Source organism: Neobacillus vireti (genome assembly GCF_036962465.1).
In the GTDB taxonomy this organism is placed as follows: Bacteria; Bacillota; Bacilli; order Bacillales; family Cytobacillaceae; genus Neobacillus; species Neobacillus vireti_B.
The window spans coordinates 307-7,958 of sequence record NZ_JBALNF010000057.1 but is presented as its reverse complement, the minus strand read 5'-3'; the positions used below and the strand labels follow the sequence as shown (position 1 = coordinate 7,958).

Here is a 7,652-nt window from a genome sequence, read left to right as displayed (position 1 = left end):
AGTTTTCAAAGAACAATGTTAGTTTTTTAAAAGAAGCGACAAGAACTATCATACCTCATTTAAAACTTTTAATCAATGGTAATTATTTACTCACAAGTAAATTAATTAGTAACTCAATAACATTTCCTTATAATAGCATCGTAATCATTTCCATACAAGGAGTAATTTTTACCATAACGCTTTATTCACTTAAAAAATAATTCTTTTAAGAGAACGTTTATTATCATAACACCATATATAACAGCGTACAAGATGTAATTTTTTCCACTGCTTTATAGTTTGATAAACCTGAAGAAACCTAAACGAGGAGAGGTTATCTCCTCGCTCGTTCCAATTAAAGAATTACCTTACTGGGAGAGAAGACTATTACTCACTTAGGACTTGATTAAAAAATTGTAATACTTTTTGATAAGCATCCCTTGCTGCGGTAACCTTGTAGGATGCTCTTGTATCATTAAAAAATGCATGATGCGTGTCTTTATAAATTTGATATTCAAATAACTTACCATGACTTTTCATTTGATCAGCAAATTCTGGTACCTTGTCAGAGATCCTCTTATCAAGCTCCCCATAAAAACCATGTAATGGACAATTAATATGTTTAACTTCTTCTTCGGATGGAGCATTACCATAGAAGATGGCTGCACCTTTAAGTTGTGGATCGCGGCAAGCAAGTAAACCTGATAGTGCTCCACCCATACAGAATCCGATTGAGGCAACGCCTTGCCCTCTTGAAGCTTTACACTCTTCTCTTAAATAAGTTGAGGCGGCTAATAGTTTCTCTATATAAACAGAGGATTGGATGCCACCAAACATTTTTTCAAAGGTTTTAGTCACACGGTTTTGTTTGCCCTCTTCCAGTTCACGAATTGCCTGCTCCCTTTCAGAAGGATTGTTCCAAACTGTATGCGGCAAGGAGTCTAGAAAATCTCGCACCTCTACTACTCGTTCTGTTTTTAAATCTTCGATCCGTTCCCCATTCTCCGCATATAGGTCTGGAGCAAAAGCTAGATAGCCAGCCTGTGCAAATCTTTCTGTTATATCTTGAATATGTGCATCTACACCCCATATTTCTTGAATTACAATTACAGCAGGTAAGTTTTCATTTATCCGGTCCATTTTTGCCATGTAACCAATATATTCTTGATTTTTACCATAACGGACCCAATTTGTTTCTAATGTCATTCAATATCCCTCCATCCATTTGGTTCATTAGATATTTCATTTTTTGCTACTCACTTACATAATCTATTCAGTTAAAGGTTGACCCCTTTCATTCCCGCTTCATGATACCGATCTCCGGCAGCTGAACCTCTGGGAGCCGCCTCATTGATTCGGGCAAGGTCGGAATCTGTTAAGGAAATGGTTAATGCACGAACATTTTCTTCTAAATACTGTATTCTTTTTGTACCTGGAATTGGAACAATATCCTCACCTTGAGCTAATAACCAAGCGAGTGCTAATTGGGAAGGCTCACAATCTTTTTCATTCGCTATTTCTTTGATTTTATTGATGAGATTTAAATTTTTTTGAAAGTTTTCACCTTGAAAACGAGGAGAATGGCGGCGATAGTCATCTTCAGCTAAGTCCTCGAATTTTTGAATTTGGCCGGTTAAAAAGCCTCTTCCTAAAGGACTATAAGGAACAAAACCAATCCCTAATTCTCGGCAAACGGGTAAAATTTCGTCCTCAACGTCCCTGCTCCATAACGAATATTCGGTTTGTACAGCGGTTATCGGATGGACGTTGTGGGCACGTTGAATGGTTTGCGGAGCGGCCTCAGATAAGCCCAGATAACGGACTTTCCCTTCCTTAACCAAATCTGCCATTGCCCCGACCGTTTCTTCAATCGGCGTCTTTGGATCGACACGATGCTGGTAATAGAGATCAATATAATCTACACCAAGGCGGCGAAGACTAGCGTCACATGCTTGCTTTACGTATTCCGGTCGTCCGTTGATGCCTAAAAATTCGCCATTGTTACCCCTTACATTTCCGAATTTAGTCGCTATGATCACTTTGTTGCGGAGGTTCTTAATGGATTGTCCCACTAATTCTTCATTCTTTCCAACCCCATACATATCAGCTGTATCTAACACGGTGACACCTAATTCAATGGCACGGTGAATGGTCTTAATAGACTCTTCGTCGTTTCTTCCGCTATAGAAATCAGACATTCCCATACAACCAAGCCCAAGTGTGGATACTTCTAAACCATTCCGTCCCAGTGTTCTTTTTTGCATTTTTTTACCTCTCTCTTCTTCGGCTTATATTCTATGACTACTCCAACGCCTTTCAGAAACTAAAGCAATAAATGCGTAACATTCTGTTACCTTCATGATTATACGAGATGAAGGAGAATATTTCCATTACATACACTTTTGTTAATAAAAGTAGTATGTAATAAAGAAGAATCTAATTTTAATAGATTAACCGTATTCATCCTTCATTGCGAAGAAATTTAACCACTACACAAACAAAAAACGCTTGGATTTACTCACTCATCCAAGCGTTTGATAAAGTATATATATCTTAATATTAATAAGATATAAAATAATTAAAAGGGTTAGTTATGTAGTATTCTATGATAAAAGACTAAGTCAGTAAAATGACTTGGTCTTTTTGTTGTTATACATGACCTTTAAATGAAAAACAATTAATGATGGTTTGTCCTTTGATATAATATGGTTAAGCAGTTAAAGATTAATTGAGGTGACACCATGAAAAAAACGATTGGATTGTTTGCTCATGTAGATGCGGGTAAGACAACATTGGCTGAGCAATTCCTTTACTATACAAATACCATCAGACATAAAGGCCGGGTCGATCATAAAGATACCTTTCTGGATACCCATGAAATTGAAAAACAAAGAGGAATTACTGTTTTTGCTGATCAAGCGATTTTCAATTATAATGGATCAACCTATTACTTAATTGATACTCCGGGACATGTCGACTTTTCTCCTGAAATGGAACGAGCTATTCAGGTGATGGATATTGCCATTATTATTGTGAGTGCTGTAGAAGGAATCGAAGGTCACACAGAAACTGTTTGGAGACTTCTCCAACAGCAAAAGGTCCCAACGTTTTTCTTTATTAATAAAATAGACCGAGTGGGTGCAGATTTACCGAAAATAATAGAAGAAATTCGAACCCAATTAACAAAGGATGTTTGTGATATTACAAATACGTTGATTCAGTATGATATGAGCGAAGAACTGATTGAAACGATTGCAGAACGGGATGAAGAATTATTTAATACATACATGGAAGATGGATATCAAGCAGGCAAATGGTTCAGCACCATGAAAACACTCTTTAGAAATAATCAAATTTTCCCATGTATTTACGGTTCGGCCCTTCAAGGTAACGGCATCGAGAATCTTTTAGAAAAAGTTAACCAATTGACTGAAACTAGGTTTACCAATGAGAAAGCTTTTGCAGGAACCGTCTATAAAATTCGCTATGATGAAAAAGGAACGAGAATTACATTTATTAAAGCTTTAAGCGGAACATTAAAAGTGCGCGAAGAAATAATCTTTAAATCACAAGATAAAAGTGTTAGTGAAAAAGTAACCCAAATAAGAGTTTACAATGGAACTAAATATCATACAGTTGATCATGTTGAGGCAGGAGACTTATTTGCTGTAACAGGTCTCACTGAAGCTTCGGCCGGAGATGGATTAGGTACTTTAACCAAAAAAGCAAATTTTGAAATGATCTCAGCCTTGAAGTCTAAAGTAATTTTTGATTCCAGTTTCAATGTGAAAGAAGTTCTACATTTTTTTAATATCCTTAACGCTGAAGATCCAGCACTTAACGTTACATGGGAGGAACGGTCACAGGAAATACATATCCATGTAATGGGGATTATTCAACTCGAAGTTCTCCAGCAAGTTGTGAAAGAGAGATTTAATCTTAACGTCAAATTCGGAGAACCGGAAATATTATATAAAGAAACAATTGATACAGTGGTTATGGGATACGGCCATTTTGAACCATTAGGACACTATGCTGAAGTACATCTTAAACTTGAGCCTGCTCAAAGAAATAGCGGAAACTTGTTTGAAAATGTCTGCCACACTGATCACCTGACGGTTGGAACCCAAAATACCATTCAATCGAACCTATTCGAAAAAGAACATCATGGGATATTAACTGGTTCCCCACTCACAGATATTAAAATCACACTTGTTACAGGTCGAGCCCATAACAAACATACTTCTGGGGGTGATTTTCGGGAAGCGGCCTATCGTGCATTGCGTCAAGGTTTAGAAAAAGCGGAAAACGTCTTGCTGGAACCATTTTATGATTTTAAGATAAAAGTAGATTTAGATCATATGGGTAAAGTTCTGACAGATCTTCAACAAGCACACGGCAGCTTTCACACGCCTATTACAGAGGGAAACAAGGTTTTTCTAACTGGAAAAGTACCTGTAGCCACTTTTTTAAACTATGGCCCTGAGTTTGCATCTCTTACCAAAGGAAAAGGAACCATGAATCTAGTGGTTGGTGGCTATTACCCTTGCCATAACCAGAAAGAGGTCATTGAAAGATTTCAATATAATAAGGATGCTGATCCGGAATACACTTCGTCATCTATTTTCTGTTCCAAAGGACAAGGATATTCTGTTACATGGGATCATGCGGAAGCTTATATGCATTGCCTGAAATAGTATAAATTAAAAGAAGGCGAGCAGTTTTTTCTGCTGCGCCTTCTTTTTTAATGACGATGTTCAACAAGATCGATTACACCTAAGACAACGTGTGCTAAACCAAATCCGAATACTGTGTTCGCGATCATTTTATTGGTTCCTCGTTTCTGCTTTAGAGCATAACCAGTTGCGGTAACAGCAGTTCCTAAAGCAGTAGGAATTAAGCCTTCACGTACGTTCATGTAATCTCCCTCCACATCATCTGATTGGTGTAGATAACACCAACCTTATTGTTTGCTTCGATCATAGTTTTATACTTTATGTAGCAAGGGTAAGAAATGATAAAACCACTTAGGGCAATTGGTAGAATGAATATTAATTTTGTATTATTTGAAAGAACTTTGTTATTCTATAGGAAATATAGGCAATGACAATGCCAATTAGAAAGAGCCAAAATTGATTCATTCGATTTTGAAAACTGATTAACCCTAAATATTTCTCAATAGAGGCAAATCCGAAGGTAAATACGGCACTCAACAAAGGAGCAAAAATTAAAAAGTTTTTGTGCCGATTTGAACAATATTGATAAAGCAGTAAGTATCCTACAGGTAAAAGAGAAGCTGTGACATTACTTGCATTCGGTAATATAGGGAGTAAAAAGTAATTGTGGTAAAATAAAGTGCTCCTGCCTAAAGCAATTTGAGTATAGGACCATATCATATGCACGGTGTAGCCAAAAAACAATACTTCAAAGAGCTTTTTTCGATCAACCACGAAAAAGAGTAAAAGTAAGGGAACCACGAGTAAAGCAAGTTCTACCCAAAACAGCCATGTAGATAAATCAGAATATTTATTCCAGTAAGAAGAATACAGAGAGCTTAATTCTTGCTTGTTTTCATTTATCTTGTCCCAGTATTGCGTAAAATCCACAAAATCACCCCCAGGTCGATCTTTTATAACATGGTACAGACTGTAAGATTTTATACAAACTCTCCTCTCAAGAGCAAAGAGCATGAATATAAAAAGCAACCAATACAACATCATGCAAAAAGCCTCATAAAAAAAGAGTCACCACTAATCAGGTGACCCTTTATCTTCCTTATCCTAATTTAATTATTAAGAAACCGCTTTTCTCTTTACTGTAGTGTTTAACTCACGCGCATTAAAATAAACGGTTACCATTGCAATCAAAAGTAATACACCCGTGACAATAAAGACACTATAGACAGGAAATATTCCACCAAGAAAACCGCCAATCATAGGGCCGACCATTCCGCCTAATTGGTTTGCTGTTTGATTTAAACTAAACGCTCTTCCCCGGAAATCTTCCGCAGTTGACTTGACAACAAGCCCATTTAAAGCCGGATACACGGCACAGAAGAAAATTCCATAAACAAAACGAATCATTGAAAAGCCCCAAATATGTGTAAAAACAATCTGAGCTAAAGTACCAATGCCGCCACCGAGGAGTCCAATAAATAAAACTCGTTGGAACCCCACTTTATCAGCCCATTTTCCCCAATAAGGGGCAAATAAGGCACTGGCAATCCCAGGCAGAGAAAATACAACCCCTGCAAGGAAGGAGGCATTTTCAGAAGAGCCGCCCAATTTGACAATATATAAAGGGAGTACCGGTTCGATGGTCATAACAGAACAGCTAGTCACCAGCGTTAGGATGAGTACTAATAAAAACGGCCGGTTGTCTATTGCGACTTTAAAGTCCGCTTTAACAGAACCCTTCCCTTTACTTGGGGTAAAATTCTCCTCTACTACCCAAAAGATAATTAACAGTGTCGACAAACACACAATGATACCGGCGCTCGCGAAAGCCCAGCGATTTCCAACTAGGTCAGCAATCCCTCCGCCCAGCAGCGGTCCAATGATTCCTCCTGATGCAGAAGCAGTGGAAATCATCGATAGCGCATACCCCACTTTATTTCCAGGTGTATTGGTCCCAATCAACGCAATTGCCCCTGGAATAAAACCACTTAACAATCCCTGAAGGATCCTTAGGACCAAAATCTGATAAGGATTTGTGACAAAGGCCATTAAAGTATAAATAACAAAAAGAACAAAACCAGCACGGACAATCATCGGTTTTCTACCATATTTATCAGCCATCCTGCCCCAGAATGGCGAGGAAAGTGCGCCGGCAAAAAAAGCCGAACTGAACAATAACCCTGACCACATTTCAGTGTGTTGATGAACTCCTAGTTGCAAAAGAAAAATCGGCAAGAAAGGGATAACCATGGAGAAACTTGCTGCTGTAAAAAAGACTCCAATCCAAAGTACCCATAAATTACGTTTCCACAATAGCATGCTATCCATCTCCAGTGAAGCCTAGATTTAATTCCATTTTATATGTGCCATCTTAACATAAAATAAAACTATTTTCACTCCCGAAATATTCGAAATAAGAAATAACCAATATTCCTATCTGATTAGCTTTCCGATAATTTTTTTCGATCTGTTGCTTTTGGAGGCTGGAGCCCAGAGGAATGGATGTGGAAGATACCCTTTTATTGGGCAATCGTTCACGTTGGGGTAACAGGGGAGGTTATTTTAAAGCATACAGCTATTTTTGAATTCAAACCTGAATGGGATCTTTGGGACTCTTATACATTGTGGTGGCTTTATTTTTTGTTATTTGAACGACTTGGAGAAAAAATAGTCCCACCGCCCCTCAGCCGATTCAGTCAGAACCATTTCGGTATGGGCGATGGGGCTGGATTATCTTCCATCTCATAGTCATCGTATCAATCTTCTTAGTTGGTGTGTATACGGGGTTACAATCTTTAAATAGCAGTCGTTATCTCAAGTTTTTAATCATATTGTACCAAGTAACTCCACCATGTACGGAGTTTGAAACTCCCTCATTAACGTATCCTTGTTTCTCATAAAAGCCAACCAAATCCTTTTTACAGGTTAAAGTGATGGTTTCACGATGTTTGTCCTTGGCGTCTTTTTCTAAATGGGCAAGTAACGCTGCTGCAATTC

At 37.9% G+C, this 7,652-nt stretch carries 8 protein-coding genes; 2 read left to right on the top strand and 6 right to left on the bottom strand.

Features of this window, described 5'->3' with window-relative positions; genetic code table 11:
- Positions 1 to 366: 366 nt before the first annotated feature.
- A complete protein-coding gene (locus V7077_RS21450; protein WP_335505692.1) occupies positions 367 to 1,185 on the bottom strand; it encodes a dienelactone hydrolase family protein in 819 nt (272 codons plus the stop codon).
- Positions 1,186 to 1,256: 71 nt separating this feature from the next.
- Positions 1,257 to 2,243 carry an aldo/keto reductase gene (locus V7077_RS21445; RefSeq protein WP_335505690.1) on the bottom strand — a complete coding sequence of 329 codons (987 nt, stop codon included), beginning with the start codon at positions 2,241 to 2,243 and terminating at the stop codon, positions 1,257 to 1,259.
- A 477-nt stretch (positions 2,244 to 2,720) separates the two neighbouring features.
- Here V7077_RS21445 and V7077_RS21440 point away from each other — a divergent pair, with 477 nt between their 5' ends.
- Positions 2,721 to 4,676, top strand: a complete 1,956-nt coding sequence (locus V7077_RS21440) for a translation factor GTPase family protein (protein WP_335505687.1) — start codon at positions 2,721 to 2,723, stop codon at positions 4,674 to 4,676.
- A gap of 47 nt (positions 4,677 to 4,723) precedes the next feature.
- Here V7077_RS21440 and V7077_RS21435 read toward each other — a convergent pair whose 3' ends face one another.
- The 3 genes from V7077_RS21435 to V7077_RS21425 form a co-directional block, all read right to left on the bottom strand.
- Complete coding sequence (locus tag V7077_RS21435; protein WP_215042268.1) at positions 4,724 to 4,897, bottom strand: asparagine synthase; 174 nt, start codon at positions 4,895 to 4,897, stop codon at positions 4,724 to 4,726.
- A gap of 133 nt (positions 4,898 to 5,030) precedes the next feature.
- Positions 5,031 to 5,585 (bottom strand): hypothetical protein, encoded by a 555-nt coding sequence (locus V7077_RS21430; protein ID WP_335505684.1) that lies wholly within the window; start codon positions 5,583 to 5,585, stop codon positions 5,031 to 5,033.
- Between the two features lie 186 nt (positions 5,586 to 5,771).
- The gene (locus V7077_RS21425) at positions 5,772 to 6,974 is read right to left on the bottom strand and encodes an MFS transporter (protein WP_335505681.1); all 1,203 of its coding nucleotides are present in this window, start codon (positions 6,972 to 6,974) and stop codon (positions 5,772 to 5,774) included.
- 183 nt (positions 6,975 to 7,157) lie between these two features.
- Here V7077_RS21425 and V7077_RS21420 point away from each other — a divergent pair, with 183 nt between their 5' ends.
- Positions 7,158 to 7,403 carry a hypothetical protein gene (locus tag V7077_RS21420; protein WP_335505679.1) on the top strand — a complete coding sequence of 82 codons (246 nt, stop codon included), beginning with the start codon at positions 7,158 to 7,160 and terminating at the stop codon, positions 7,401 to 7,403.
- Positions 7,404 to 7,464: 61 nt separating this feature from the next.
- Here V7077_RS21420 and V7077_RS21415 read toward each other — a convergent pair.
- Positions 7,465 to 7,652: GNAT family N-acetyltransferase (locus tag V7077_RS21415; protein WP_335505676.1), on the bottom strand; the 188-nt coding region annotated here is incomplete at its 5' end.